Source organism: Ferrovibrio terrae (assembly GCF_007197755.1).
Taxonomy (GTDB): domain Bacteria; phylum Pseudomonadota; class Alphaproteobacteria; order Ferrovibrionales; family Ferrovibrionaceae; genus Ferrovibrio; species Ferrovibrio terrae.
On sequence record NZ_CP041636.1, the window covers coordinates 3,808,966 to 3,833,562 of the forward strand.

Sequence of the window (24,597 nt, forward strand, 5' to 3'; positions counted from 1 at the left end):
CGCTCCAGAGGAAATTGCACTATAGTGCACTTCATGAGCGAGACACGGGACAAAACCACCCCCGAAGATACCGCCTTTCTGCAGACGGTAGGCGAACGCGTCCGCAATGCTCGTGCCCGCCGCGGCATGAGCCGCAAGATTCTGGCAAAGGATTCCGGCGTTTCCGAACGCTATCTGGCGCAGCTTGAGGGTGGCGCCGGCAATATCTCTATCCTGCTGCTGCGCCAGATCGCGCGCGCCATGGACCTGCCGATCACCGATTTCCTTGGCGACCGCGCCCCCCTCGGCGTCGACCAGGCTTTGCTGTTGCGCCAGATCGAAGACCTTTCGCCTGAACAGCTGCAGGAACTGCAGGGCTTTGTGCGCGACCGGTTTGGGGTGGCGGCCAGCGTGAAGCGCCATATCGCCCTGATCGGACTGCGCGGTGCCGGCAAGACCACGCTGGGCCAACTGCTGGCGCAGGCTTTCGGGCTCCAGTTTGTCGAAATGGCCAAGGAAATCGAGGTCGAAGCAGGTCTGTCGCTGAACGAGATTTTCGATCTCTATGGCCAGGCCGCCTATCGCCGCTTTGAGCGTCGCGCGCTGGAACGCATCACCGCCGATCCCGCTCCCAAAGTGATCGCCACCGGCGGCAGCCTGCCATCGGAGCCGACGACCTATGCGCATCTGCTGACGCATTGTTTCACCATCTGGCTGAAGGCCTCACCCGAGGAGCATATGGGGCGCGTCGTGGCCCAGGGTGACATGCGACCAATTACCGGCCAGTCCGAAGCCATGGCCGACCTGAAACGGATTCTGACCCAGCGCGAGGCGCTCTATACCCGCGCCGACATGGCCTTCGACACAGCAGGCAAGGCCGTGACCCAGGCCGCAGCCGATCTGGCCACGGCGCTGCGCGCCCATCCGGCCTGGCTGGCCCGGGACGCAGCCGAATAAGGCAATAGCTGCAAGATAGTTCTTGCATCGACCCGAAACTGCACTATAGTGCATTATCCGTTTCAGGGAGGATTGCCTCAATGGCCGAACAGATCAACGGCACCCAGCATGCCCAGGAAAAGCTTGCCTTGGTCGATTTCCGCACCGAGCCGAGCCAGTACAAGCACTGGAAGCTGACTTTCGATGGCCCCGTCGCCACGCTGGCGATGGATGTGCGCGAAGATGGCGGCCTGCGTCCCGGCTACGAACTGAAGCTCAATTCCTACGATCTCGGCGTCGATATCGAACTGCATGATGCCGTGCAGCGCCTGCGCTTCGAACATCCCGAAGTGCGCTCCGTCATCCTCACCTCGGGCAAGGAACGCATCTTCTGCGCCGGCGCCAATATCCGCATGCTCAACCAGTCGGCCCATGGCTGGAAGGTCAACTTCTGCAAATTCACCAACGAGACCCGCAACGGCATCGAAGATGCCACCAACGAGTCGAGGCAGACCTATATCGCGGCCGTGAACGGCCCCTGCGCCGGCGGCGGCTATGAACTGGCGCTTGCCGCCGATTACATCCTGATGGCCGATGACGGCAACACCAGCGTGTCGCTCCCGGAAGTGCCGCTGCTGGCCGTCCTGCCGGGCACCGGCGGCCTGACCCGCCTGGTCGACAAGCGCATGGTGCGCCGCGACCGCGCCGACTTCTTCTGCACCATCGAGGAAGGCATCAAGGGCAAGCGCGCTGTTGACTGGCGTCTGGTCGACGAGATCGTGCCGCGCACCAAGCTGAATGATACGGTGCGTGAGACCGCGCAGAAGTTCGCCGCCAAGTCGGACCGCCCGACGGACGCCAAGGGCATTAGCTTCAGCAAGCTGGACCGCAAGATCGACGGCGACAAGATCAGCTACAGCCATGTCGAGGCCAAGCTCGATCGCACCAAGGGCATCGCCGAGATCACCGTGCATGGCCCCAAGGCCGCGCCGCCGGCATCTGCCGAGGCGATCCAGGCGCAGGGCGACCAGTTCTGGTCGCTGGCGCTGGCGCGTGAGCTGGACGACCTGATCCTGCATCTGCGCACCAACGAAGAAACCACTGGCATGTGGGTATTCCGTACCGAGGGCGATGCCGACCTGGTTGCCGCATACGATGCCGCCCTGGAACAGCACAAGGCTCATTGGCTGGTGCGCGAAATCCGTCTGTTCCTCAAGCGTGTGCTCAAGCGCATCGACGTCTCGTCGCGCTCGACCTTCGCCCTGATCGAGCCGGGCTCCTGCTTCACCGGCACGCTGCTCGAACTGGTCGTGGCATCTGACCGCTCCTACATGCTGGACGGCCAGATGGAAGGCGACAATCGCCCGCCCGCCACTGTGCGCATGACGCCGATGAATTTCGGCGCCTATCCGATGGGCAACGGCCTGAGCCGCATCGCCAGCCGGAATCTCGACGATCCGTCCCGCACGGATGAAATGAAGAAGCTGATCGGCAACGATCTGGATGCCGAAGCCGCCGACGAAGCTGGCCTCGTCACCTTCACGCCCGACGACATCGACTGGGAAGACGAGGTGCGCATCGCCATCGAGGAACGCGCCGCCTTCTCGCCCGATGCCCTCACCGGCATGGAAGCCTCGCTCCGTTTCGGCGGCCCCGAGACGATGGAGACCAAGATATTCGGCCGTCTGACCGCGTGGCAGAACTGGATTTTCCAGCGTCCCAACGCCGTCGGCGACCAGGGTGCGCTCAAGCTTTACGGCACCGGCCAGCGCGCCGGCTTCGACCGCAAGCGCGTGTAAGACAGGGAGAACGACGATGGCTATCGACTACAATTCGCTCATCCCCAATAACGTCAACCTCTCCGACAACCGCCGCCTGCAGCGCGCGCTGGAAGACTGGCAGCCGAAATTCCTCGACTGGTGGGGCGATATGGGCCCGGCCGGTTTCCAGGCGCGCGAGGCCTATCTGCGCACCGCGATCAGCGTCGACAGCCAGGGCTGGGCGCATTTCGACTATGTGAAGATGCCCGACTATCGCTGGGGTATTTTCCTTGCCGAGCCGGAAGCCGAGCGCAAGGTGAATTTCGGCGACCACAAGGGTGAGGCCGCCTGGCAGGAAGTTCCCGGTGAATATCGCGGCGTGCTGCGCCGCCTCATCGTTACCCAGGGCGACACCGAGCCGGCCTCAGTCGAACAGCAGCGTCTGCTCGGCCAGACCTGCCCGTCGCTGTATGACATGCGCAACCTCTTCCAGGTCAACGTGGAGGAAGGCCGCCATCTCTGGGCCATGGTCTACCTGCTCGACGCTTACTTTGGCCGCGACGGCCGCGAGGAAGCCGAGGCGCTGCTGCAGCGCCGCTCGGGCGACGACGACAAGCCGCGCATCCTCGGCGCCTTCAACGAGGCGACGCCGGACTGGCTCAGCTTCTTCATGTTCACCTTCTTCACCGATCGTGACGGCAAGTTCCAGCTGGCATCTCTCGCCGAGAGCGGCTTCGATCCGCTGTCGCGCACCTGCCGCTTCATGCTGACCGAAGAAGCGCATCATATGTTCGTGGGCGAAACCGGCATCAGCCGCGTGATCCAGCGCACCTGCGAAATCATGCGTGACTTCAAGACCGACGACGTGCGCAAGCATGGCGCCGTCGATCTGCCCACGCTGCAGAAGTATCTCAACTTCCACTTCTCGGTGTCGGTCGATCTGTTCGGTTCGGAAATCTCGACCAACGCGGCGAACTACTACACCATGGGCATCAAAGGCCGCTTCGACGAGACCCGCATCGGCGACGACCACAAGCTGACCGATGCGTCCTACAAGGTGCTGGAAGTGCACGGCGACGGCTTCCGTGAGGTCGAGGCTTCCGCCCTCACCGCCCTGAACGAGCGCCTGCGCGACGACTATGTGGCCGACTGCGCCCGCGGCGTGATGCGCTGGAACCAGATCATCAAGCGCCATGGCATCGACTTCGAGCTCAAGCTGCCGCACCGGGCCTTCAACCGCCAGATCGGCCAGTTCGCCGAACTGAAGGTCAGCCCGGACGGCAAGATCGTCAGCCAGGCCGAGTGGGATGCCAAACATCACGCCTGGCTGCCGACCGAGGACGACCGCCTCTATGTGATCAGCCTGATGAAGCCGGTGACCGAGATCGGCAAATATGCCGGCTGGATCGCTCCGCCGGCCCGCGGCATCAACAACCAGCCGACCGACTTCGAATACGTCCGTCCGTAAGGCGGCCCAGTTCCCTCCCAGACCACCATCTCCTTCCCAGACCAGTTGGGCGTCCGAATCCCCTTCGGACGCCCTTTTTTTTAGCATGCCGGCTCCGTATCATCCGGCCATGACCGATTCAGCCCAGTTCAGCCCCGACCGCCCGTTTTCCTGCCCCCGCATCGTGCAATGGGGCGAATGCGACCCTGCCGGCATGGTCTACACCACGCAGTTCCTGGACTATGTGATGGAAACGCTGGAGGCCTTCTGGCGCGACGTGATCGGCTTCAGCTTCCTGCGTCTGCACAAGGAGCTCGGCTACGGCTCACCGACCGTGAGCACCAAGCTGGATTTCCAGCGCGCCCTGAAAGGCGGCGAGCCCTTCACGGTCGAGCTGCGCGTCGAGAAGCTGAGCCGTTCGACCATCACCTACGATTTCAAGGGGCGCAATGCCGCCGGCGAGGTCTGCTTCACGGCGGCGCATATCTCCTGCATCGTGGATGAGAAGATTCTCAAGTCGGTGGAAATCCCGGAGCGTATCCGCACCCCCATCGAAACCTATCGCCAGGCAACGACAGCCTAGTCACGGAACCAGCAGCATGACCGAGAGCCACGGCTATACCAAATTCTTCCCTGTCTCCTGGGAGGAGCTGCATCGTCACTGCAAGGCGCTGGCCTGGCGTCTGCTCGACAACGGCACGCATTACAAGGGCGTGGTGGCGATCACCCGCGGCGGCATGGTGCCGGCTGCCATCGTGGCGCGCGAACTGAATGTGCGTGTGATCGAGACGATCTCCTGCTCGACCTATAACGAGCTGGAACGGGGCACCAAGGTGAACGTGCTGAAAGACGCCACCGCCGCCATGCCAGACCAGGGCGAAGGCTGGCTGATCATCGATGATCTGGTTGATACCGGCATCACGGCGAAGGCCGTGCGCCAGCTGCTGCCCAAGGCGCATTTCGCCACCATCTACGCCAAGCCCTCGGGCCGGCCAATGGTCGACAGCTACATCACCGAAGTGAGCCAGGATACCTGGATCCTGTTCCCCTGGGACATGGAAGCGGTGATGTCGAAGCCGATCGTGGAACTGCGCAGGCAGTCGTAAATAAGCCCAGTGGATAGACTCGATTCCCGCTTACGCGGGAATGACGAGTAAAATTGCTCTTACTCTTTCTTCGCTGTCGTCATCGCCCAGGCGACCGTGTCGCGCAGTATCTTGCCCAGCGCGTCGTCGAAGGCTTCCACCACATTCAGAATGCCAGCCGATTTCGCCACCGCACGCCGCTCGAAGGTCGCGGAGGCCACGATCTGCTGGCGCGGCTGCGCGATCAGCTTGACCTGCAGCACGATGATGACTTCCGGCGCGGCCTGGCCCTCCTTGAGCACGGCCTGGAATTCGCGCAGGTCGCTTTTCAGGTTGAAATCCGAGCGCAGACCGACCGACTGGCGGCCGACCGCGACGATCCTGCCGGTATTTTCAAAGCTTTCCACCAGCAGGGTCTGCACCATGCGCGGTGCGCGCTCGGCCCAGCGCGCCTCGGCGTAATACTTCACTTCGTAGGGGTTGGTGTAGATCGCGATCTTGTGGCTGTCGAGACCGCCGGCGGCGTAAGGCTCCTCCACCACCAGCTGCCAGTCGACGCGCGGCAGGCTGTCCGGGAAGGTCGTCTTGGGCGACAGATTGTAGATGTTCGACGGCGGCGCCTGCGGAATCAGGCCGCCACAGGCCGTGAGCGGCAAGGCGGCTGCCGCCAGCAGCAGGCCGCGTCTGGTGGTGTTGCTCATCGACGTCCACTCCCCCCTTCGTTGCGGTATTCGGCATCACGGTTGCCGAACAGCACGGCGCTCGGATTATCCTCCAGCCGCTGCGCCACGCGCGCCAGGCTGCTGACCAGAATACGGGTTTCCGCCATCAGGCGGCGAAACTCACCGAAGCCATCGGTCGTCATGGCATTCAGCGGTACGCGGTTTTCATCAATCACCACATTGAGTGCGGTCAGCAGCTCGTTGAGCTGCGCCATCGCCTTGCGTGCATCCTGCGCCGCAGCCGCGCCATCGACCTGCAGCAGCTGGTTGGCGTTGCGCAAAGTGCCCTCGGCCTGGTCCATCACGCGATCCAGCTTGGCGGCGATCTGCTCGGCCGCTGCGGCCGCCTTGGCGATGTCGGTGCTGGTCTTGGCGAAACTGTCAACCGCGCCGGCAATCGCATCCTGACGCTGCACCAGGGTCTGCGACAGCGAACGCAGATCGGCGATGAAGCCGCCAAGATTCTGCAGGTTCTCGTCGCTCAGTACCTGCGCCGCGCGGGTGACCAGATCGGGCGCGGCCTCGAACAACGCCTCGATGGCCGAGGTGCGCGAACGAATGGTGGGGTATTTCGACATGTCGCGGCCGGCCACCACTGGCAGGATCGCGGCCTCGCGGCTGCCCGGCGTGATCTGCACGAAGGACACGCCGGTGATGCCCTGCAACTGCAGCGTGGCTTCGGAATCTTCCCTGATCGGCGTATCGCCGGCCACTTCGGCGATCACGCGCACGCGGCTGGTGTCCTGACGGTCAATCAGGATCTGCGACACGCTGCCAACCTTGATGCCGTTGAAGCGTACATCGCCGCCAACCCCTAAGCCGGCCACCGAGCCGCTGAAATAGATATTGTAGCGCGCGACTTCACGGTCGACCTCGGTCTTGCCCAGCCAGAGCACGAAGGCGACGATGAGCACCAGGAAGGCCAGCATGAAGCTGCCGATCAGCAGATGATGCGCCCGCGTTTCCATCTTACGTCCTCTCTTCCAGCGTCGCCGTGATGGCGGCAGCCCGGGCCCGCGGCCCATGGAAATATTCGACCACCCATGGATGCTGCGCCTTCAGCATGACATCCATCGGCCCGGTCAGCAGCACCTTCTTCTCGGCCAGAACGGCGATACGGTCGCAGATGGCATGCAGCGAATCGAGATCGTGCGTCACCATGAACACCGTCAGTCCCAGCGCCCGCTGCAGGTCGCGCACCAGCTGGTCGAAGGCGGCCGCACCGATCGGATCGAGGCCCGCTGTAGGCTCGTCGAAGAACACGATCTCGGGGTCGAGCGCCAGCGCACGCGCCAGCCCTGCCCGCTTGCGCATGCCACCCGACAGTTCGGCCGGATATTTCGCCCCGGCATCGGGCGACAGGCCGACCATGTGCAGTTTCGCCGCCACGATCTCGTCCAGCAGGTCCTGCGGCAGGTCGTAGAATTCCTTCAGCGGCACTTGGATATTCTGCGCCACCGTCAGCGAGGAGAACAGCGCGCCATCCTGGAACAGCACGCCGAAGCGCTGGCGCACCGCGCGCAACTCGTCCGGACCGCCGTTGATCATGTCGGTGCCAAGCAGGCGGATGCTGCCGGTGACGGGATGATTGAGGCCGATGATGGTGCGCAGCAGGACAGACTTGCCGGTGCCAGACCCGCCGACCACGCCGATCACCTCACCGCGATAGACGTCGAGGTCGAGGCCCTGATGGATCACGTTGTCATCAAAACGGTTCACGAGCCCGCGCACGCTGATCACCGTATCCCGCTGTCTGTCCGGTGTCCCCATGTTCAGATTTCCAAGAAGTTGAACATGATGGAAAACAGCGCATCGAACACGATGACAAGGAAGATCGACTGCACCACCGAGCGCGTGGTCAACCGGCCAACGCTCTCGGCATCGCGCTTGACGCGCAGGCCTTCGTAGCAGCCGACCATCGCGATCAGCGCGGCAAAGACCGGCGCCTTGACGAGGCCGACGAAGAAAGTGCGCAACCCCACGGCATCATGCAGGCGATTGAAGAACAGGTCCGGGTTGATGCCGAGCGTGCTCCAGGCCATCAGCGCGCCGCCGACCAGTCCCATGACATCGGCGAAGAAGGTCAGCACCGGCAGGGTCAGCATCAGTGCGAACAGGCGCGGCAGCACCAGCACAACGACGGGATCTAGCCCCAGCGTGCGCATGGCGGCGACCTCCTCGTTCACCTTCATGGTGCCGATCTGGGCGGTGAAGGCGCTGCCTGAGCGGCCGGCAATCAGGATGGCGGTGAGCAGCACCCCAAGTTCACGCAGCACCGAGATCCCGATCAGGTCGACCACGAACAGCTCGGCCCCGAATTTCTGCAGCTGGCTGGCACCCTGATAGGCCATCACCATGCCGATCAGGAAAGACAGCAGCCCGACGATCGGCAGCGCCTTGAGCCCGGTCTCCTCCATATGATGCACCATGGAGGTAAAGCGCATCTGGCCGGGGCGGAAGGCTGTGAGCACCGCTGTCTCGGTCACTTCGCCGATGAATGAGGTAAAACGTCGCGCTTCGCGTGCGAAGAACAGGGTGAGCCAGCCGAGATGTCGCACAAAACCGGCAAAGCCGCCATCGATCCTGGGCCAGACCGTCACCGCCTCGCCGCAACCACGCGCATAGTCGAACAGCGCGCGATGCTCGTGCCGTGGCGCGGGCCATTCGACCGAGAAACCCTGATCCTCAAGCTGGCGATACAGACGGGCGAGCAGCAACGCACCGGCGGTATCAAGCCGCTGCAGACCGCCGGTGTCGAGCCGGGCCAATTGCTGGCCGCCATCGCGCAGATGCTCGTGCAACAGCCCGGCCGTGGCCAGCCCGCCCAGCCGCATGAGCAAGGCGCTGGCATGCGCCAGCGTCCAGTCGCCCGTCAGGCTGAACCGCAGCGTCCGTCCGTCCCGTCCTGCCTGCAGCTTTCCGTCGGCCATATGCCCCGAAAACCCCAAATGAAGAAGCCTTGCCGAACAGTTAGCAGAAATGACAGTCTTGGAAAACCGATGCCCGGTGACAGGTCGGCTATACCGTCCCGCCAGGGACATCATGCGAGGGGGACATCATGCCGCGCTTTGCCGCCAACCTGAGCTTCCTGTTCCAGGACGAGCCCTTCCTCGACCGTTTCGCCGCCGCCGCCGACCAGGGCTTCCAGGCCGTCGAATTCATGTTCCCCTACGACCATTCGGCTGCTGCCGTGGCCTCGGCCGTACGGGCGGCCGGGGTGCAGGTGGTGCTGTTCAACACCCCCGCCGGCGACTGGGCCAAGGGTGAGCGCGGGCTGGCCGCGCTGCCCAGCCGGCGGCAGGATTTCCGCGCCGCCATGGCGCGGACCTTCGAATATGCCGAGGCTTTCAACTGCCCACGCATCCATGTGGTGGCCGGCATGCAGCCTTCAGGTGCGGATCGCCGTGCCATGGAAGCCTGTTTCATGGACAACCTGGCCTGGGCGGCGCAGCAGGCTGCGGGGATGGGTCGCATGCTGATGCTGGAGCCGCTCAACCAGCGCGACAATCCGGGTTTCTTCCTCAGCGATTTCGATTTCGCCGAGAAAGTGATCACCGATATCGGCGCCCCCAACCTGCGCCTGCAGTTCGACGTCTATCATGCGCAGATTACCCATGGTGACATCACCAAACGGATCGAACGGCAGATGCCGTGGATCGGCCATGTGCAGATCGCCAACCCGCCCGACCGCCGCGAACCGGGCAACGGCGAGATCGACTACCGCTATATCCTCGAGACCTTTGACCGGCTGGGCTATGACGGCTGGATCGGCTGCGAATACCGCCCAACCGGCAGCACGGTGGAGAGCCTCGGCTGGATCAGGGACTACGGCGTGGTGCCGCCGAAGAAGCCGACTAATCCATAAGCCAGTTAATCCATAAGACCGGGCAGCCAGAGCGCAATCGCCGGGAAGCCGATCAGCAGGGCGACGCGCACCAGATCCGCCACCACGAAAGGCAGGATGCCGCGGATGACGGTTTCCAGCCTCACATTGCCGACCCCCTGAATGACGAACAGGTTCATGCCGACTGGCGGCACGATCATGCCAATCTCGATAATCGTGACCATGTAAATGCCGAACCAGATCGGATCGATGCCTAACGCCTGCACCAGCGGGAACACGAATGGCAGGGTCAGCAGCATCATCGCCAGGTCATCCATCAGCGCGCCGAGGATGACGTAGAATCCGGTCAGCAGGATCAGGAACAGCACCGGGCTCAGATTGAGGGCCTGAATCTGCTGCACCACGAATTGCGGTGCATTGGTGACTTCGAGGAAGAAATTGAACAGGCCCGCGCCGATCAGGATCAGGAAGATCATCGCACTGGTGGCTGCGGTTTCGCGCAAAGAGTCGCGGAAGCGACCCAGGGTCATCGAGCGGCTGAGCACTGCGAACAGCAAAGCACCGACGGCGCCCACCGAGGCGGCTTCATTCGGCGAGAATACCCCGATGAACATGCCGCCGATCACGATGGCGAACAGCAGGAAGACCGGCCAGACCGTTTTCAGCGTACGGCGGCGCTGCGGCCAGGACATCCGCTCGCCGGCCGGCCCTATGGCGGGATTGAGCCGCGTGGCGACGGCAATCGCCAGCATATAGAGCACGGTGCCCAGTACGCCCGGCAGCAGTGCCGCGACATAGAGCTTGCCGAGCGACTGTTCCGTGAGCAGCGCATAGATCAGCAGGATGATCGACGGCGGAATCAGAATCCCGAGCGTGCCACCGGCCGCTATCGTGGCCGAGGCCAGGCTGTCGGCATAGCCGCGCCGGCGCATTTCGGGCAATGCCACGCGGCACATGGTGGCAGCCGTGGCAATCGCCGAACCGCAGATCGAGCCGAACGCCGCGCAGGCGCCAATAGTGGCGAGCGCCAGTCCACCGCGATAATGGCCGAGGAAAGCATAGGCTGCGTCGTAGAGCTGACGCGAGAGCCCGGCATAGGTGGCGAACACTCCCATCATCACGAACAGCGGCACGGTCGACAGGCTGTAGGGGATCACTGATTCAAACGGCGACGAGCCCATTACATAGGCAAGGCCATCCCAGCCCTGCAGCCACAGAAATCCCACGGCACCAACCACGCCCATCGCCACGGCAACGGGCACCTGCACGAACATCAGCACCAGCACCGCGCCGAAGCCGATCACGCCAAGCCAGGCCGCTGTCATCACAGTACCTCGGCTTTCGGTTCCATCGGCGCAATCACCTCGCGCCCGGTGATGGCGACGGCGAGATGGCGCAGCACGATCAGCAGGATCAGTGCGGTCGTGAAGAACGCGCCGGCCAGCAGCGGGTACCAGAACCAGATCATCGGCAGCCCGATGGTCTGCGATTTATCGCCCATCATGGCCACGGTCTGCGCCTGACCGATGCCGAACCAGCCGATGGCCAGCATCAGCACGCCGCCCAGCAGCGCCGAAAATGCACGGCAGAGCGCGCGGCCGCGCAGCGGCAGCCGCGTGGTAACGATATCGACCGAGACATGGCTGTCGGTCATAAAGCCGTAGGGGATGGTGAGGAAGGCGCAGCCGACGATCATCAGCTGTGTGATATCGACCGTACCCAGAATACCCCGCCCACCGAAATTTCGGATCACTATGTCGAGGCAGGTGAACAGGCCAGCCAACAGCGCACAGAAGGCACCGATCTTGCCGGCCCAGGAGGCGGCCCGTTCCGCGAGGCGATAGAAAACGATCATCGACCGGTCCGCTGCAATAAAAATATCCCGCCGCCCGTCAGGCGGCGGGATCGTTCAGATCAGCACCAGAACTTACTTCTTGGCGCCTTCATACTTGGCGATGCGCTGCTGCATCTCGGCAAAGATGGCACGGGCATCCTTCACGCCCTGGCCTTCCAGATCGGTCAGCAGCTTTTCAGTGGTCGGCTTCAGTGCGTCGCGCCAACGCACGCGTTCCTCGGCGCTCAGCGAACTCATCGCGTTGCCCTTCTTCGAGGCGGCTTCAAGACCCGGTGCATCCCACTGGTTCCACCAGTCGCCGAAACGCTCGGTCAACGCCGCGCCGGTGGTGTCGTCGATCGCCTTCTTCACATCGGCCGGCAGGCTGTCGTACTTCCGCTTGTTCATCACGAAATAGAAGCTGGCGGTGTAGGAGCGTGCATCAAGATGGAATTTCGTCACCTCGAACAGGCGGAACGAGTTGATCGGGTCCCACGGGAAGACCGCGCCATCGATCACGCCGCGCTGCAGATTTTCATAGACCTCGCCCGGCGGCAGGCCGACCGGCGTGGCGCCCAGCTGCTGCAGCATCGCGTTGATCTGCGGGCTGGGCGAGCGGATGCGCAGGCCCTTCAGGTCGTCCATCGTCTTGACCTGCTTGGCGCCGGTATGGATCAGGCCGGCGTTATGCGCATGCAGGCCCAGCACTTTCACCGTGTCGGGAAATTCGCCGGCGAAATGCTTGGGATACATCTCCCACAGCGTGCGGCTGGCGGCATTCGCCGTCTCGACCAGGAACGGGAATTCGATGATGCCCATGCGGTTGAAGCGACCGGCCGGCACACCGCGCAGGCCATGCGCGATATCGACCACGCCGCTGGTCGCCTGCTCGAGCTGGCGCGCCGGATTGCCGAAGGCGCTGCCGGCCGGGAAGACAGTCAGCTTGACCTTGCCATTGGTGCGCTTGGCCAGTTCCTCGCCCCAGGGCACGAACCAGTCGCGATGCATGCCGTGGCCGGCAGGCAGGAAATGGCTCAGCTTCAGCTCGATTTCCTGCGCCGCAACCGGCAATGCTGCGGTTGCGAAGAGCGCGGCGACCAGCGCCGCCGGCGCCGATTTGCCAATCAGGCGGATCAGTTTGGATGACACGATGCGTCCTCCCAGACGATGTTTGTTATGGCATTTTGCCTTGCGGCGCAGGATAGTTGCAGATGTAACTAAGGTCAAGACGACCCGTCCACGGCGAGTTTCCGGGAGCCAAGGTTACCGCCTGAATACATAGACGGCCCATAGGCTTGTGCCTATTGTGACCCGGCAGAAACCGGTGGGTGGGTCCGCCGAGACTATAAAGGATTTTGCAGTTGGCGCGTCTGGTCACAGTGGCCGGCCTGGCTCTGGTATTGGGCATCCTGATCGGCATCGGTGCAGTCTCGCTTGACCGCGCGACGCAGAGCCCGGAAGCGCGCGCCATCAAGGAACCCGACAACGCGCAGAATCAGAATGCTGTGGTCGAGGCGCCGGGTGGCCGCATCACCATCCGCATGGCGAGCGCTGCGCCCACCTCGGCGCCACAGATCGGCACCATGGCTGTCGTCACCGTCGAGAAGCTGCAGGTCGCGTCCGACGGCAATGTCGAGATCAAGCTGTTCGAGCCCAACATGCTGGCGCCGAATGCCGAGCTGTTCGACAAGGTGTCGAACGGCGAGATCGACGCCGTGTGGTCTTCGCCCAACTTCTTCGCGCAGCGTGATTCCGTGCTGTGGCTGTTTTCCACCGTGCCCTTCGGGCCGTCGGCGAGCGAATATCTCGCCTGGCTGGCCTATGGCGGCGGCCAGGAACTGATGGACGCCACCTTCTCGCGCTTCAACATCAAGCCGATCGTCTGCACCGTGCTGCCGCCGGAATCCGGCGGCTGGTTCCGCCGTGAGATCAACACAGTCGAAGACCTCAAGGGCCTGCGCATGCGCTTCATGGGCATCGGTGCCAAGGTGATCAGCCGACTGGGTGTCGAGACCGTGGCGCTGAATGGCGGCGACACCTTCCATGCGCTGCAAAGCGGCAGCATCGATGCGGCCGAATTCTCGCTGCCCTTCGTCGATGTGCGCTACGGCTTCGAGAAAGCCGCCAACCACTATTATTTCCCCGGCTGGCACCAGCAGAGTTCGCTGATCACCATGCTGGTCAACATGAAGGTGTGGGACGGCATGAGCGATGCCCAGCGCGCCATGATCAACAATGTCTGTGGCGACAATATCCGCGACAGCCTGGCCGAAGGCGAAGTGCAGCAGGTGCAGGCACTGCAGGAAATCCGCCAGCGCGGGGTCAAGGTACACACGCTGCCCAAGCCGATCATGGACGCGCTGAAGGCCTCGTGGATCCAGGTAGTGAAGGAAGAAAGCGCCGCTAATCCGGAATTCAAGAAAGTGTGGGAATCCTTCCACACCTTCCGCAAGTCCTACGCCGAATGGCGCGGGCTGGGATACCTGCCTTAAGCAGTCGGCGCCTAAGCCGCCAGTGACCGACGCAGCTGGCGCAGCTGCCGTTCCACCGAAATATCGATCGACGCGGTCACTTCCAGGCTGCGGTCTTCCAGAGCATCGCCGCGCGGATTGGCGCGACCGCGCGCCTCCACCGCATCGTCGCGGCGACGGATCAGATCGATGATCTCGGGCTGGAACAGGCGCAGCAGGCCGTTGAGCCAGCGGTTCACCGGCGAGGACGGCCAGGCATGACGCAGCTCGAAGCGCTCCAGCATGGCGATCACGTCGCGTGCGGCGAACCAGGTTTCATCAGTAACCCAGCGGTTGACGGTGAACAGCCGGATCGGCTGGCCGTAATGATCCATCGCCACACCGATGATATGGGCCAGGGCGTTTTCGCCGCGCGGCCAGTGTTCGCCGATCTTCTGCTTGGGCGAGCAGCGGCCGACACCGGTCTTCACATATTTGGCCGGCTCGAACTGTTCACCCAGGAATTGCGGGCGCTGAAAGACATGAAAGTGACCATGCTCACGGCCGTCGTTGCGATGGGCGTGGTAGTAATATTGCGCACCGGTCTGCGGATCGAACACATCGCCGGCGGGATAATGCTGCTGCTCGAAGAAATCCTCCTCGCCACGCAGCAGTTCAGCCACCAGGTTGCTGCGCCGCGCCGCCAGATCCTGCTGGATCTTCAGCACCTCGCCGCCCGCCGCCGCCATCGCCTGCAGCCGCATCGTCCCCGCATTGGCCATCATATTCATCGGTACTGCTCTCCCGCACTCAACGCGGGGCAGTTAACCAGCCGCTCTGTTAAGCGGTGGTAAATGCGACAAGGCGCCACGCTTCCCAATGCGAGTCGCCGTGCTATTTTTTTCATCGGTGGGATACTAGTCCTGCCCCGAATCGGTGTTTGACACGCCATATACAGAAAACGCCCACTGCCCCAGGAGCCCCAGATGTCGCGAGTCGCTTTATCCGTTTTTGCCCTGCTCGCCCTCAGCTTCACTCTCGGCAGCGCCCAGGCTGCCGGCAACCCGGAGGAAGGCCGCAAGGCTTTCGCCAAATGCCGGGCCTGCCACCAGCTGGATGCCGGCAAGCATGCCGTCGGCCCCTCGCTGAAGGGCGTGTTCGGTCGCAAGGCCGGCACCACCGAAGGTTTCAAATATTCCGATGCGATGAAAAATTCCGGCATCACCTGGAGCGATGACACCATCGCGCAGTATCTCGCCGACCCTAAGAGCTTCATCAAGGGCAACAAGATGGTCTTCCCGGGCATCAAGCGGGAAACCGAGATCGCCGACCTGATCGCCTACCTCAAGGACGCGACCAAGTAACTGTCCAGTCAGGCTGTCACAGCCCCCTCTTCCTCCGTCTCGCCCGGTTGGCTAAGGTCAACGGGCAGAGATGGAGGAAACGATGCCCGTATACGGCCCCGACGTGGTGCTGAACAATCCCGCCTATATCCACGATACGGCGCAGATTTACGGCAAGGTGCGGCTGGAGGAAGGCAGCTCGGTCTGGATCAACGTGGCCGCGCGCGCCGAAAATTACGAGATCGTCATCGGCGCCTACACCAACGTGCAGGATTTCTCGATGCTGCATGTCGGCAGCCAGACCGGCACCTACGTGGGCGCGCACTGCTCGGTCACCCATCACTGCACGATCCACGGCTGCACGATCGGCGACAACTGCCTGATCGGCATCGGCTCGACCATCATGGACGGCTGCGTGATCGGCAACAACTGCATCATCGGCGGCCATACCTTCCTGAAGGAAGGCACCGTAATCCCCGACAATTCTGTGGTGGTCGGCAGTCCCGGCAAGGTGATCAAGACGCAGAACAACTACGTGCGCTGCCGGCTGAATGCCTATCTCTATTACCGCAACGCGCTGGCCTACAAACAGGGCCAGTATCGCGACTGGGATGCTCCGGACATGGCCAAGGCCGTCGGTGCCGAAATCGCGCGCCTGACCGAGGAACTCAAGGCGCTCGAAGCCGCCGGCAAGGCCTGATCCGGCCTCAAGTCCTGCCTCTACCGTTTTTCGGCCTGAATTCCGCCGCTTTTACAGCGCAGGAATCCTGCCATGGTGCCGTGTAGGGTATTGAGATCAACGATGAGCAGGACATCGCCGCATGTTCGCCTCTCTCGCCTTACCCCGGCTGGAAACCATCCCGGCTGACCGCAGCATGAGCGAAATCGACACCGCCCTGATGCACCGGGTCGCCCGCGGCGACCATGCGGCCTATCGCCTGCTGGTCGACAAATACCTGCGTCATGCCGTCACCGTGGCCTATCGCGTGCTGTACAGCCGCGGCGATGCTGAAGAGGTCGCACAGGAGGCCTTCCTGCGCGTCTGGCAACATGCCGCACGCTGGCGCGCCGATGGCGGTGCCAGCTTCAAGACCTGGCTGAACCGCGTGGTCGTCAACCTGTGCATCGACCGCAAACGCAAGCCTGGCATGGCGGCGCTGGACGACCAGGTCGAGATTGCCGACGAGGATCACGCGACACCCTATGACACGCGGCTGGCTGTCGAGACCAGCGACCATGTCGCACTGGCGCTGCAGAAGCTGCCCGAGCGGCAGCGCGCCGCCATCCTGCTCTGCTTCTGGGAAGGTGAGAGCAATATCGATGCCGCCAGGGCGCTGGATATCAGTATCGGCGCGCTGGAATCCCTGCTGATCCGCGCCAAGCGTGCGCTGCGCGACGACCTGCGCACCACGTTCGGGCCAAAGGAGTAAAGCGATGAATCTCGAACGCTTCCTCGACCTGCTCGATGCCTATGGCGCCGATCTCGACCGCTGGCCGCAGAGTGAACAGGCTGCCGCCACCGCGATGCTCACCACCCGCTCCGATGCCCGCGAAGCGCAGCGCCGCGCCGCTGCCGTGGATGCGCATCTGCTGCGCGCTCCTCTGCCCCGGATCGAACCGAGCGATGCGCTGCGCCAGCGCGTGCTGGCCCAGGTGGCCAATCTGCCGCCGGCACTTGCCGCAGCCCCCGCTCCCGACTGGCGCGCCCAGGTGGCCGAAGCGCTCGGGCTGCTGTTCCCGACCGGCCGCCGTGCACCGCAGTTTGCCGCACTGGCGCTCGCACTGGCTATCGGCGTCAGCGCCGGCTTCGCCAATTTCGGTCTGATCGATGCGCAGGAGACCGATCTCGTCACCGTGCAGATTGCATCTGCCACGCCGTTCCTGAGTGAGGACTAAACCCCATGTCCGATACCATTACGCCCGCCCCCGCCAGATCGAAAGTCAACCGCTGGCTCGCCATTGCGCTGATCGTCTCCGTGGCGATCAACCTCGGCTTCGCCGGGTTCGGCGCCGTGCGCTATTTCAAATACCGTGAATTCGCCGAGCGGCGTGGCTGGCAGATTGAGGATCAGGTGGCACGCCGCCTGCCCGACAATGCCCGGCAGGCCTTCCGCCAGGCTTTCGAGGAAGGCCGCAAGGGCGGCAATGTCTCGCATCACCAGATGCGGCGCGACCTGTCGAGCGCGCTGGGTGCCGAGCCATATGACCATAACCGCCTGGCCGCCGTGCTGGACGAACACCGCCGGCGGCTCGACCAGCTGCAGGCCGGCATGCAGGCGGGCATGCTTGCCGCCGCCGATGCCATGACGCCGGAACAGCGCCGGGAATTCGCCGAACGCATGCTGCGCCGCGGTCCCAAGCATATGCGCGGCGAGATGCCGCCGCCTCCGCCGCCCCGGAACTGAATGCCGGCCTAAGATCACCCGAACCATTCACGACCAGCCTGCACCGCTTGTTTCAGCAGTGCAGGCTGTTTAGCGTGGGCGCTCCCGAAAGCTCTTTCTGGGGTCATCCATGCTCAATGTCGTCATTACCGGCGGTGCCGGCTTTATCGGTCAGAAACTGGCTGCGGAATTGCTGCGCCGCGGCAAGCTGACCGGCCCAAGCGGCCAGCCGGAAGAGATCAACCAGATCATCCTGTTCGACGTCGTGAAGGCTGCCGGTCCGCAGGATCCGCGCGTCACCACGCTGGCTGGCGATATCGGCGACCATGCCGAAATATTGAAGCTGATCGGGCACAACACCCATTCCGTATTTCATCTCGCCGCGATTGTATCCTCCGGCGCCGAGGCCGATTTCGAAGGCGGCTATCGCGTTAACCTGGAAGGTACGCGCAATGTGCTGGAAGCCTGCCGCGCCATCACCACGCACACGCCGCGCCTGGTGTTTGCCTCATCGGTGGCGGTTTATGGCGGCGACGACCTGCCCAAGACCGTGACCGACCAGACCGCGCAGCGCCCGACCACCTCCTACGGCGTGCAGAAGCTGAGCGGCGAGTTGCTGATCAACGACTACAGCCGCAAGGGCTTCGTCGATGGCCGCAGCATCCGCCTGCCCACCATCATGGTGCGGCCGGGCAAGCCGAACAAAGCGGCCTCCACCTGGGCCAGCTCGATGATCCGCGAGCCGCTGTCGGGCGTGGATGCCATTTGCCCCGTGCGCCCTGACAGCCCTATGGCCTGCCTGTCGCCGCGTCATACCATCGATGCCTTCATCCGCGCGCATGACCTGCCGGCAGAAAAATTCGGCAAGGATCGTGCGCTGCTGCTCTCTGGCATCCGCGTCACTGCTGGCGAGATGGCCGCCGCTGTGGAGCGCGCCACGCCCGCGCTGCGCGGCGCAAACCGCAAGGTCGGCACCATTCACTGGACGCCTGATACGGCGATCCAGAAGATTGTCGATGGCTGGCCGGGCGCTACATCATCGGAACGCGCCAGGACGATGGGCTTCACTGTCGATGCCAGCATCGACGAGATCGTGCAGTCCTTCATCGCCGACGACCTCGATAACCAGATCAAGAGTTTGCAGTCCAGCTAACCCATGCTGTGTCATGGCCGGACTTGTTCCGGCCATCCACGCCTTACAACCCGATCAAGCAAAGACGTGGATGCCCGGCACAAGGCCGGGCATGACACCGTTTAAAAACGCAAGGTAATCCCCATGACGAAGCCCTCCCCCGAAGCCCTCGCAATGGTCAAGCAGCTGATCGAAATGCCGACGGTCAGCCGCGATTCCAATCTCGACCTGATCCACTGGGTCCGCGATCACCTGAAATCGCTTGGCGTCGATGCCACGCTGGTGCATGACGCTACCGGCAAGAAAGCCAACCTCTACGCCACGCTCGGACCGCAGGACAAACCGGGCATCGTGCTGTCGGGTCATACCGACGTCGTGCCGATCGACGGTCAGGACTGGGATACCGATCCGTTCAAGGTCATCGAGAAGGACGGTAAGCTGTACGGCCGCGGCACGTCGGACATGAAGAGCTTCGTCGCCGTCGCGCTCTCCTACGCGCCGAAATTCCTGGCGCAGAAACTCGAAACTCCGATCCACTATGCCTTCACCTATGATGAGGAAGTTGGCTGCCTCGGCGCCAAGCGGCTGATCGAGGTGCTGCGGGACCTGCCAGTAAAACCCAAAGCCTGCATCGTCGGCGAACCGACCGAGATGCAGGTGATCGCCCAGCACAAGGGCAAGAAAAGCTGGCGCGTCGATGTGCGCGGCTTTGAATGCCATTCCTCGCTGACCCATCAGGGCGCCAATGCGGTGGAAGCCGCCGCCGAACTGATCGCCTTCATCAAGGGGCTCGCGCGCAAGAAGCGCGACAACGGTCCTTTCGACGCTGAATTCGCCCCGCCTTACACCTCGCTGCATACTGGCACGGTGAATGGCGGCACGGCGCTGAACATCGTGCCGAAGGATTGCAGCTTCCTGTGGGAAATCCGCTACCTGCCGCAGGATGACGTGGATGCGCTGTATGCCGAGGTGGTCGCCTACGCCAAGAACAAGCTGGAGCCGGAGTTGAAAGCCGTCGATCCGGCCTGCGGCTTCACCTTCACGCAGATCTCGGAATTCCCCGGCCTCTCCACCGATGATCGTGCTGGCGTGGTCGAACTGGCCAAGGCACTGACCGGTGCGAACCGTGTGCAGAAGGTGGCCTTCGGCACTGAAGCCGGTCTGTTCTCTGAACTCGGCATCCCCACCATCGTCTGCGGCCCGGGTAATATCGAACAGGCGCACAAACCGAACGAGTTCATCGAACTCAGCCAGATTGGTCTGTGCGAGGCCTTCATGGAGCGCCTGCTCCAGCGGGTCAAAACCGGGGGCGCCCTTCCGGCATAATTGCTTGCGATTACAACTATGGCCCTGCCCAATGTCTGGGCAGGGCCATTCGCAATTGCATAGCTGCGTTGTGACGGCGGCTATGGTGCGGCGCAACATTCCCTGTTAGACAGCGCGCCTTCGCTGGAGCAAAGGCGCCGTCATGACCTTCAGTCCCGCACGTCATCTTGTCCCCCTGCTGCGTCCGCCCCAGGCCAACCTGGATGCGGCCCAGGCGGCGCGACACCAGGCGCACTACGGGCTGGTGCGGGATTTCCTCGACTACTACATCAGCATCCACCCCGGCGATGCGCTGCCGACCCGCACGGTCTTTGATCCGACTGCAATTCCGCGCCTGCTGCCGAATCTGGTGCTGGCCGAGGTGGTACACCAGCCCGACATCGCCCGGCCCCGCTTCCGCATCAAGGTGGCTGGCGATGAAGTCGTGCAGGCGATGCGCATGCCGCTGAACGGCCGCTTCCTGGACGAAATCGCCAATACCAACGAGCCAACAGCGCGCTTTCCCATCGAAACCCGGCACAGCGTGGTTGAGAACGGCTGCCTGATCTATCGCCGCGGCCAGCCGCGCATGCGTTTCTCGCTCGATTATGCCGAGGTCGAATACGTTCACTGCCCATTGGCCGAGGACGGCGTTACCGTCGACCACATTGTCTCGATCATCTACTATAAGGCTCTCGAGACCGTCACCGGTTGACCCGCTTGGCTTTGCATCCGAACCTTGCTGCGATTGAAGCCGCGCTGGCCGTCGCCGACAGCCGGGTACTCCGCGACTTCCTGACCTACATGCACGAGATCCATCCGGCTGACCGGCTGCCGGCGCGCGCGGCTTTCGACCCCATGAGGGTGCCGCATCTGCTCAGCCATCTGGTGCTGGTGCAGGTCGAGCGAGAGACGCACGGCATGCGCTTCCTAGTGCGCGTTGCCGGCGAAATGGTGCTGCGTGCGGCGCCAGTGCCGCTGATGAATCGCTATATCGAGACGAGTGTCAACCTGACCCAAAATCCCGGCGACGAAAGCCAGGCGCGCATCGTGAATGTGCGGCAGAAAGTGGCGGAGACCGGCTGCGCGATTTACTTCCACGGCCATGTGAATGTGCCGTTCCGCTTCAACTTCGCGGCCATGGAATATGTGCATTGCCCGTTGGCGGAAGATGGCGTGACGGTGGATCGCGTGCTGTCCGCCTTTTACTATCACGGCGCCCCGGACAACTAGATCAGGACACCGGGTCAAGCGCCAGCTGTGATGCCACGGTCAGCAAGGCCGCGGTCTGTTCCGTCACCTCCTCATCCGGGCCAGCTTGCGGCATTATCTGAGGCTGGTTTGCCAGCAGCATCGGCACGGCTTCAGGCTGTGTGCCCTGCGACAGTACTGGCAAGCCTTCACGCGCCTGACGACAGAGCTGGTGGACGAAACCGAGCTTGCTTATGGCGGCCGGGCTCAGCACGAACGGGTAGAAATCCTGCTGGCCCATGGCACGGTTGAGGCTATTCACCGCAAAGGTCACCGGCAGGAAAGCCTCGATCAACTGCTCGATCGTTTCGCCATGATAAGGATCGAAATCGACGCGCACGCCGAGTTCCTCGCCACGGCTGATGCGCGGCTTGACGCGTAGGCCAAAGGCATTGGCGGTCTCCAGCGTGTCCACGATGTGCATGTAATGCGCCCAGGTCTCGGCGAAATCCTCCCAGGGATGCACGGCGGCATAGGCGCTGACATAGCCATCCTGCCAGCCGGCAGGCGGACCGTTCTCGTAATGCGTCTTCAGGGATTCCCCGTAATCCTGCCGCTCGTCACCGAACAGGTTGCGGAAGGTTGCCATTGTCTCGCTGTTGTCGCCGGCGCGCCGGACCAGCCGTTCCCAATAATAGTGCCCGACCTCATGGCGGAAATGTCCGAGCAGCGTGCGATAGGGTTCATGCATCTGCACACGGATGCGTTCGCGCTCGGCATCGTCGGCCTCCACCAGGTTGATGGTGATCAAGCCGTTGTCATGCCCGGTGATGATGCGGGGCGCTTTCGGGTCGGGCGGATCGGCGAGGAAGTCGAAGGCCAGACCCTCCTCGGGATCCTCGTCGCGGTTTTCATGCGGCAGGTCGAGACGCAGCAGGCCATGGAACAGACGATGTTTGGCGCTCTCGATGCGGCGCCAGTTGGCGACATGATCCGGAACCGAAAGATCCGGCACCGTGCGGTTATGCGCGCAGGCGACGCAATAAGGCTCCGGATCGACCTGTGCGCCGTCGGCTTCCGCCGGCAGCAGCCAGTTGCAGGCATCATGCGCGACGTTGCTGCAGAAGCGGTACTGCTGCTCCGGCGCCGCCAGGGCCTGCCACGCATCGATGCCATCGTTGCGCTGTACCGGTTCCAGGGCGCTGAGCACACCCGATTCCGGCAGAAAACCAAGTCGCCGCCCGCAGCTTTCGCAGGTGGTGTTCTCGAAATACAGTGGCTGGCCGCAGGCCAAGCATTCAAAGAGTTTCATATAAATTGCCTGCCGAGTCTGAATTTTACCCCGTATTCCAGACGATCCGGGCCCTCATTAGTTCCGCATTAATTCCGGAACTTGGCCGCGTGCCAGCTGTTTTCTTAAGGAGCCAGCAAGGAGGCCATTGCCATGACTGCCAGGAAGAGCCCCGAAAAGATCGATCGTCCTCCAAATAAGGAACAGATGACCGAAGCCCGTCGCGACGACCGCGACGATCAGGACAAAGACGACGAACTGGACGAGGCGTTGCGTGACAGCTTCCCCGCCAGCGATCCGGTGGCGATGTCCCAACCCACCGCATCGACGCCGTCGCTGCGCAGCGAGGCTGGCGCGGCATCCGCCAACAAGGCGCGCGAAAAAATCCTGAAGAAGCACAGCCGCGTCAATCTGAGTGACGATGGCGAAGTGGAATACTGGACCGAGCGCCTTGGCGTGTCGGAAAAGGAACTGCGCAAGGCCGTGCGCGAAGCCGGCTTCATCCCCGCCGATGTCGCCGACAAGCTGGGCAAGACGCTTTAGTCCCAGCGGCCTCTAATCCCAGCGGGTTGCCTTCACCAACAGGCCGGTGGCGATGCCATAGACGATCATGGCGCCACCGGCCAAAGCGAACAGGGTCCAGACCGGGGCGGCATTCGTCGCCAGCCACCAGCCGCCGACCGCCACGATCACAAGGCGGATGGTGCCGCCCAGGACGGGGCCAAGCACTTTGCCCGCACCCTGCGAGGCGAAATACAGACACAGCCCGAAGCCGAAGAACGGGAAGCCGAAACCGGCAGCGGTGAGATATTGCCGCGCTGCGGCGATCACCGCGTCATCGCTGGTGAACAGCCTGGACCACAGGTCCGGCGCCACCACCACCACAAGACCAACGATGCCGAGCCCGGCCGCCGCCACGCTGCCTGCGGTCCAGGCCACCTTGCGCGCACGCAGTATATTTTTCGCGCCGACTGCCATGCCGACCATCGGCACGCTGGCGACACCGACCGAGAAGGCAATCGGCACCAGCAGGAATTCGAGCCGCGCGCCGATGCCGTAGCCGGCCAGCGCAATGGTGCCGAACCGCGCCACCAGGCCAGTGAAGATCAGCACGGTCAGCACGGTCTGCAGCGAGGAGAGGCTGGCCAGCCCGCCGACGCGCAGGATGTCGGCAAACATCGTGCGGTCCATATGGAAGCCGGCAAGTCTCAGCCGCAGCCGCGCATCGGGCCGGCACAGATGGATAAAGAGGTAGATGCTGCCGAGTCCGAATGCGATCACCTGACCAAGACCGATACCTACCACGCCAAACGAAGGCACCGGGCCAAAACCAAGCCCCAGCACGCCGCCGATCACGATCTGCAACGCGGCAGCGACCAGCGCCACGACGGACGGCGCGTTCATGTTACCGGTGCCGCGCAGCACCGACGACAGCGTGTTGAACAGCCAGATGCAGAGCGCGCCGCTGAACACCGTATGGGAATAGAGGATGGCGAGATCGAGCGCCCTGCCCTGCCCGCCCAGCAGCCGGTAAATCGCCGGGCCGAGCAGCCAGAAGAAGGCGGAAAAGATCGCCGCCGCGACCACCGCGATGATGATGGCATGCAGCGCCAGCGTATTGGCGCGCGCCAGATCGCCGGCGCCGACCGCACGTGCAATCGCCGACGACACGCCGCCGCCCATCGCACCAGCCGACACCATCTGCATCAGCATGATCATCGGGAAGGTCAACGCCATGGCGGCCAGCGCCTCGACGCCCAGCACGCCGACATAGGCGGTCTCGGCGATCGCCACCAGTGCGATGGCCAGCATCGCCACCGTGGTCGGTGCGCTGAGTTTCAGCAGCGTCGGCAGGATCGGCGCAGTCAGCAGCATTTCCCGCCCAGCCGGTTGC

Annotated in this window: 27 protein-coding genes; 17 read left to right on the forward strand and 10 right to left on the reverse strand. The window is 63.2% G+C overall.

From position 1 onward, the window contains the following. The first annotated feature begins 33 nt into the window (after positions 1-33). The 5 genes from FNB15_RS18630 to gpt all read left to right on the forward strand — a co-directional run bounded on the left by FNB15_RS18630 (position 34) and on the right by gpt (position 5,228). Positions 34-936, forward strand: coding sequence for a helix-turn-helix transcriptional regulator (locus tag FNB15_RS18630; RefSeq protein WP_144258160.1), 903 nt, complete (start codon positions 34-36; stop codon positions 934-936). An 80-nt stretch (positions 937-1,016) separates the two neighbouring features. Then, the gene (gene boxC / locus FNB15_RS18635) at positions 1,017-2,714 is read left to right on the forward strand and encodes a 2,3-epoxybenzoyl-CoA dihydrolase (protein WP_144258161.1); all 1,698 of its coding nucleotides are present in this window, start codon (positions 1,017-1,019) and stop codon (positions 2,712-2,714) included. 16 nt (positions 2,715-2,730) lie between these two features. After that, positions 2,731-4,143, forward strand: coding sequence for a benzoyl-CoA 2,3-epoxidase subunit BoxB (gene boxB, locus FNB15_RS18640; protein ID WP_144258162.1), 1,413 nt, complete (start codon positions 2,731-2,733; stop codon positions 4,141-4,143). Between the two features lie 109 nt (positions 4,144-4,252). Further along, positions 4,253-4,705 carry an acyl-CoA thioesterase gene (locus tag FNB15_RS18645; protein WP_185973613.1) on the forward strand — a complete coding sequence of 151 codons (453 nt, stop codon included), beginning with the start codon at positions 4,253-4,255 and terminating at the stop codon, positions 4,703-4,705. A 16-nt stretch (positions 4,706-4,721) separates the two neighbouring features. Further along, on the forward strand, positions 4,722-5,228 hold the full coding sequence (gene gpt / locus FNB15_RS18650) for a xanthine phosphoribosyltransferase (RefSeq protein ID WP_144258164.1): 507 nt from the start codon (positions 4,722-4,724) through the stop codon (positions 5,226-5,228). 59 nt (positions 5,229-5,287) lie between these two features. On the opposite strand, the gene FNB15_RS18655 is transcribed toward gpt, so the two are convergent. The 4 genes from FNB15_RS18655 to FNB15_RS18670 are packed head-to-tail and all read right to left on the reverse strand — an operon-like array spanning position 5,288 to position 8,859. Next, positions 5,288-5,908 carry an ABC-type transport auxiliary lipoprotein family protein gene (locus FNB15_RS18655; protein ID WP_144258165.1) on the reverse strand — a complete coding sequence of 207 codons (621 nt, stop codon included), beginning with the start codon at positions 5,906-5,908 and terminating at the stop codon, positions 5,288-5,290. Continuing rightward, positions 5,905-6,897, reverse strand: a complete 993-nt coding sequence (locus tag FNB15_RS18660) for an MlaD family protein (RefSeq protein ID WP_185973614.1) — start codon at positions 6,895-6,897, stop codon at positions 5,905-5,907. The genes FNB15_RS18655 and FNB15_RS18660 overlap by 4 nt, the downstream gene beginning before the upstream one ends. 1 nt (position 6,898) lies before the next feature. Beyond that, positions 6,899-7,699, reverse strand: coding sequence for an ABC transporter ATP-binding protein (locus tag FNB15_RS18665; protein WP_144258167.1), 801 nt, complete (start codon positions 7,697-7,699; stop codon positions 6,899-6,901). 2 nt (positions 7,700-7,701) lie between these two features. Next, positions 7,702-8,859 (reverse strand): ABC transporter permease, encoded by a 1,158-nt coding sequence (locus tag FNB15_RS18670; protein WP_144258168.1) that lies wholly within the window; start codon positions 8,857-8,859, stop codon positions 7,702-7,704. 128 nt (positions 8,860-8,987) lie between these two features. On the opposite strand from FNB15_RS18670, the gene otnI reads away from it, so the two are divergent. Further along, complete coding sequence (otnI, locus tag FNB15_RS18675; RefSeq protein ID WP_144258169.1) at positions 8,988-9,794, forward strand: 2-oxo-tetronate isomerase; 807 nt, start codon at positions 8,988-8,990, stop codon at positions 9,792-9,794. A 5-nt stretch (positions 9,795-9,799) separates the two neighbouring features. Here the strand turns inward: otnI and FNB15_RS18680 are convergent, their stop codons facing one another. From FNB15_RS18680 to FNB15_RS18690, 3 genes are all read right to left on the reverse strand, one after another. Continuing rightward, positions 9,800-11,098, reverse strand: coding sequence for a TRAP transporter large permease (locus tag FNB15_RS18680; protein ID WP_144258170.1), 1,299 nt, complete (start codon positions 11,096-11,098; stop codon positions 9,800-9,802). Further along, on the reverse strand, positions 11,098-11,628 hold the full coding sequence (locus FNB15_RS18685; RefSeq protein ID WP_144258171.1) for a TRAP transporter small permease: 531 nt from the start codon (positions 11,626-11,628) through the stop codon (positions 11,098-11,100). The genes FNB15_RS18680 and FNB15_RS18685 overlap by 1 nt, the downstream gene beginning before the upstream one ends. Positions 11,629-11,700: 72 nt before the next feature. After that, positions 11,701-12,756 carry a TRAP transporter substrate-binding protein gene (locus tag FNB15_RS18690; RefSeq protein ID WP_144258172.1) on the reverse strand — a complete coding sequence of 352 codons (1,056 nt, stop codon included), beginning with the start codon at positions 12,754-12,756 and terminating at the stop codon, positions 11,701-11,703. Positions 12,757-12,968: 212 nt separating this feature from the next. Here FNB15_RS18690 and FNB15_RS18695 point away from each other — a divergent pair, with 212 nt between their 5' ends. Beyond that, on the forward strand, positions 12,969-14,099 hold the full coding sequence (locus tag FNB15_RS18695; protein WP_144258173.1) for a TRAP transporter substrate-binding protein: 1,131 nt from the start codon (positions 12,969-12,971) through the stop codon (positions 14,097-14,099). An 11-nt stretch (positions 14,100-14,110) separates the two neighbouring features. On the opposite strand, the gene FNB15_RS18700 is transcribed toward FNB15_RS18695, so the two are convergent. Next, a complete protein-coding gene (locus FNB15_RS18700; protein WP_144258174.1) occupies positions 14,111-14,848 on the reverse strand; it encodes a DUF6969 family protein in 738 nt (245 codons plus the stop codon). 195 nt (positions 14,849-15,043) lie between these two features. Between FNB15_RS18700 and FNB15_RS18705 the strand changes: the two genes are divergently transcribed. The 9 genes from FNB15_RS18705 to FNB15_RS18745 all read left to right on the forward strand — a co-directional run bounded on the left by FNB15_RS18705 (position 15,044) and on the right by FNB15_RS18745 (position 21,454). Next, positions 15,044-15,421 (forward strand): c-type cytochrome, encoded by a 378-nt coding sequence (locus FNB15_RS18705; protein WP_144258175.1) that lies wholly within the window; start codon positions 15,044-15,046, stop codon positions 15,419-15,421. An 82-nt stretch (positions 15,422-15,503) separates the two neighbouring features. Continuing rightward, positions 15,504-16,100: a gamma carbonic anhydrase family protein gene (locus tag FNB15_RS18710; protein ID WP_144258176.1), complete on the forward strand. Its 597-nt coding sequence runs from the start codon at positions 15,504-15,506 to the stop codon at positions 16,098-16,100. A 121-nt stretch (positions 16,101-16,221) separates the two neighbouring features. Beyond that, entirely contained in the window at positions 16,222-16,830 is a 609-nt protein-coding gene (locus FNB15_RS18715) for a sigma-70 family RNA polymerase sigma factor (protein ID WP_144258177.1), read from the forward strand. A gap of 4 nt (positions 16,831-16,834) precedes the next feature. Then, positions 16,835-17,296: a hypothetical protein gene (locus tag FNB15_RS18720; RefSeq protein ID WP_144258178.1), complete on the forward strand. Its 462-nt coding sequence runs from the start codon at positions 16,835-16,837 to the stop codon at positions 17,294-17,296. Between the two features lie 5 nt (positions 17,297-17,301). After that, complete coding sequence (locus tag FNB15_RS18725; RefSeq protein ID WP_144258179.1) at positions 17,302-17,805, forward strand: periplasmic heavy metal sensor; 504 nt, start codon at positions 17,302-17,304, stop codon at positions 17,803-17,805. A 109-nt stretch (positions 17,806-17,914) separates the two neighbouring features. Then, entirely contained in the window at positions 17,915-18,937 is a 1,023-nt protein-coding gene (gene denD, locus FNB15_RS18730; protein ID WP_144258180.1) for a D-erythronate dehydrogenase, read from the forward strand. Between the two features lie 123 nt (positions 18,938-19,060). Next, the gene (gene argE, locus FNB15_RS18735; protein WP_144258181.1) at positions 19,061-20,242 is read left to right on the forward strand and encodes an acetylornithine deacetylase; all 1,182 of its coding nucleotides are present in this window, start codon (positions 19,061-19,063) and stop codon (positions 20,240-20,242) included. Between the two features lie 142 nt (positions 20,243-20,384). Continuing rightward, on the forward strand, positions 20,385-20,936 hold the full coding sequence (locus tag FNB15_RS18740; RefSeq protein ID WP_144258182.1) for a PAS domain-containing protein: 552 nt from the start codon (positions 20,385-20,387) through the stop codon (positions 20,934-20,936). Between the two features lie 5 nt (positions 20,937-20,941). Continuing rightward, complete coding sequence (locus FNB15_RS18745; protein WP_144258183.1) at positions 20,942-21,454, forward strand: PAS domain-containing protein; 513 nt, start codon at positions 20,942-20,944, stop codon at positions 21,452-21,454. Position 21,455: 1 nt separating this feature from the next. Here FNB15_RS18745 and FNB15_RS18750 read toward each other — a convergent pair whose 3' ends face one another. Then, positions 21,456-22,724 carry a zinc-binding metallopeptidase family protein gene (locus FNB15_RS18750; protein ID WP_144258184.1) on the reverse strand — a complete coding sequence of 423 codons (1,269 nt, stop codon included), beginning with the start codon at positions 22,722-22,724 and terminating at the stop codon, positions 21,456-21,458. Between the two features lie 132 nt (positions 22,725-22,856). Here FNB15_RS18750 and FNB15_RS21180 point away from each other — a divergent pair, with 132 nt between their 5' ends. Next, positions 22,857-23,246 carry a DUF3606 domain-containing protein gene (locus FNB15_RS21180; protein WP_221932681.1) on the forward strand — a complete coding sequence of 130 codons (390 nt, stop codon included), beginning with the start codon at positions 22,857-22,859 and terminating at the stop codon, positions 23,244-23,246. Positions 23,247-23,258: 12 nt separating this feature from the next. Here FNB15_RS21180 and FNB15_RS18760 read toward each other — a convergent pair whose 3' ends face one another. Beyond that, on the reverse strand, positions 23,259-24,578 hold the full coding sequence (locus FNB15_RS18760) for an MATE family efflux transporter (protein WP_221932682.1): 1,320 nt from the start codon (positions 24,576-24,578) through the stop codon (positions 23,259-23,261). Positions 24,579-24,597 lie beyond the last annotated feature (19 nt).